Genomic DNA, 2,853 nt, shown 5'->3' with positions numbered 1-2,853 from the left:
TGTGGGAAATGCAATTCTTTTTCTACCATACCAAATCCTTCTAAGGCATCAAAAATGCCATCTTCTTCTAATGTTTTTGTAATATAATCTGCTTTTTCTTTGATGTTATCATGAGAAATTCCCATGGCAACGCTGATCCCAGCATAATCAAAGAGTTCCAAGTCATTGAGCCCATCTCCAAAGACCATGACGTTGTCTGGTTTCAAGCCAAGGTGTTCCACAACCTTTTCCACCCCCGTCGCTTTGGAGCCTGAAATCGGCACAATATCAGACGAATGTTGATGCCAACGAACCATGCGAAGTTTGTCTGAGAGACTATCAGGCAAGTGCAAGTCATCTCCCTTATCTTCAAAAGTCCACATCTGATAGATGTCTTCTTTATCATGGAAATCAGGGTCCACATCCAAATCGGGGTAAATTGGATTAATCGCTTCACTAATCATATCGGTGCGAGTAGACAACTTGGCATCATGACTCCCAACCAAACCATACTCAATTCCCTCTTGCTTGGCCCAAGAAATATACTCCTCAACATCTGATTTCTCAATCTGATGCTGATAAATGACCTGACCTTTTTTATCTTCGATATAAGCCCCATTCAGGGTCACAAAAAAGTCAGGCTTGAGTTCACGAATTTCTGGCACTACACCAAAAATCCCTCGTCCAGAAGCAATACCTGTCAAGATTCCTTTCTCACGTAATTGCTTAAAAACAGTTGGGATTGAAGGCGGAATAAAACCAGTCTTGGAATTTCGCAATGTATCATCAATATCAAAAAAGACAATCTTGATCTTCTTTGCCTTGTATCTTAATTTGGCATCCATCTCACTACCTCTTTCAATCTAACTCTTTCCATTATACCATAAAGTAGAGAAATCCCCTATTTTCAAAGAAATTCGCTATCTCTTATTCGAACTTCTTGGATAAGTACAGAACTAAATCATCATTATTTTGAATAGTAGCATTCATTTCCAAGGGTTGATTTCGATACCAAACGCCTGAACCATCTGGAATATAGCCTCGTTTGATGTACAATCTCTGGGCAGGGCCATAGCCTAAGTGCAAACCTACACCAAGAGTGACCTTACTCGAAACAAACTTGACTCGTTTTTCTGCTTCTTCTAGCAATTGATTCCCAATCCCTTGATTTCTAAAAGGCTCAAACACATTAAAATCTGATAATTCTGGATAGACTGCTGCAAAAGGACCATGTTTAGCCAAAGGTAAAATGGTAACGTAGCCCGCTACAGCACCATCAATCTCTGCAACTAAGACTTCTCTCTCCCCACTTTCCTGTTCCAGAAAATATCTAGCCAAAATTTCCTCTCTACCAGGCCAACCTTGATTCATAAAGCCATGAGATAAGGATTCAATATCAGACTTAATCATATTTCTAATCGTACAATTCATCTTTGACTTACCCACCTTTACTCTTTCTATTACCATTATAGCACGCCAAGGTCAGAAAAAAACTATCTAGTGAAAAAGAGGTCCACCCAGGCCCAACTCGCGCTCTCATTTTAAGGCTCGTGAAAAAAAGACCCAAACGGGTCTGAAAAAGAGGTCCACCCGGACCTCTTTTTTAATCTTCGTTTACGAAAGGCATCAAAGCCATTACGCGAGCGCGTTTGATAGCTGTTGTTACTTTACGTTGGTTTTTAGCTGAAGTTCCTGTTACACGACGAGGAAGGATTTTCCCACGTTCTGAAACGAAACGGCTAAGAAGCTCAGTATCTTTGTAATCAACATATTCAATTTTGTTTGCTGCGATGTAATCAACTTTTTTACGGCGTTTGAATCCGCCACGACGTTGTTGAGCCATGTTTTTTCTCCTTTATAATTTTAGTTGTCCATTAGAATGGTAAATCATCATCTGAAATATCCAATGGATTTGTTGCTCCAAATGGATTTTCATCACGTGAAAAGTCTGGTACTGAATTTGTAGGCGCTGAATAGTTTGCAGTTGGTGCAGAGTAAGCTCCACCTGTATGACCCTCACGCACACTACGGCTTTCCAACATTTGGAAATTCTCAGCCACGACCTCTGTCACGTAGACACGTTGTCCTTGCTGGTTATCGTAACTACGAGTCTGGATACGACCTGTCACCCCGATAAGTGAGCCTTTTTTAGCCCAATTAGCAAGGTTCTCAGCCTGTTGGCGCCACATAACGACATTGATAAAATCAGCCTCACGTTCGCCATTTTGACTCTTAAATGTACGGTTTACTGCAAGAGTAAAAGTCGCAACTGCTACATTTGATGGGGTATAACGCAACTCAGCGTCACGTGTCATACGCCCTACAAGTACAACATTGTTAATCATAGTTTACCTTCTTACGCGTCAATTTTGACGATCATGTGACGAAGAATGTCAGCGTTGATTTTTGAAAGACGGTCAAACTCTTTAAGAGCTGCATCGTCGTTTGCTTCAACGTTAACGATGTGGTAAAGTCCTTCACGGAAATCTTGGATTTCGTATGCAAGACGACGTTTTTCCCAAGTTTTTGATTCAACAACAGTTGCACCGTTGTCAGTCAAAATAGAGTCAAAACGTGCTACCAAAGCGTTTTTAGCTTCTTCTTCAATGTTTGGACGAATGATATAAAGAATTTCGTATTTAGCCATTGATATGTTCCTCCTTTTGGTCTAATGACCCCAAGACTTTGCAAGGGGTAAGTGAGGTTCGCTCACAATAAACTATTATACTAGAAAAAATTTTTTTACGCAAGTAAAAACACTAAAATAAAAAAAGAAGATGACGAATCATCTTCTCAAAAACTATGAGTTTTTAGTCTTCTTTTTTCTTGCGAGCAAGAAGTCCAAATCCACCTAGGACTCCAAGAAGTCCAAGC

Annotated in this window: 5 protein-coding genes; all 5 read right to left on the bottom strand. The window is 40.2% G+C overall.

Annotated elements, in window-relative coordinates; translation table 11 throughout:
• Positions 1 to 824: Cof-type HAD-IIB family hydrolase (locus WKI42_RS10030; RefSeq protein WP_368081848.1), on the bottom strand; the 824-nt coding region annotated here is incomplete at its 3' end.
• A gap of 82 nt (positions 825 to 906) precedes the next feature.
• Complete coding sequence (locus WKI42_RS10025; RefSeq protein WP_368081847.1) at positions 907 to 1,410, bottom strand: GNAT family N-acetyltransferase; 504 nt, start codon at positions 1,408 to 1,410, stop codon at positions 907 to 909.
• Between the two features lie 172 nt (positions 1,411 to 1,582).
• Positions 1,583 to 1,822 (bottom strand): 30S ribosomal protein S18, encoded by a 240-nt coding sequence (gene rpsR / locus WKI42_RS10020; protein ID WP_000068664.1) that lies wholly within the window; start codon positions 1,820 to 1,822, stop codon positions 1,583 to 1,585.
• Between the two features lie 31 nt (positions 1,823 to 1,853).
• A complete protein-coding gene (gene ssbA / locus WKI42_RS10015; protein WP_000609606.1) occupies positions 1,854 to 2,324 on the bottom strand; it encodes a single-stranded DNA-binding protein SsbA in 471 nt (156 codons plus the stop codon).
• Between the two features lie 11 nt (positions 2,325 to 2,335).
• A complete protein-coding gene (gene rpsF, locus WKI42_RS10010) occupies positions 2,336 to 2,626 on the bottom strand; it encodes a 30S ribosomal protein S6 (RefSeq protein WP_001151785.1) in 291 nt (96 codons plus the stop codon).
• Between the last annotated feature and the right edge of the window lie 227 nt (positions 2,627 to 2,853).

Origin of the sequence: Streptococcus pseudopneumoniae (assembly GCF_038148935.1) — a bacterium.
Classification (GTDB): Bacteria; Bacillota; Bacilli; order Lactobacillales; family Streptococcaceae; genus Streptococcus; species Streptococcus pseudopneumoniae_U.
Note: the sequence above shows the minus strand (reverse complement) of the source record. Positions and strands in the feature narration are given on the sequence as shown.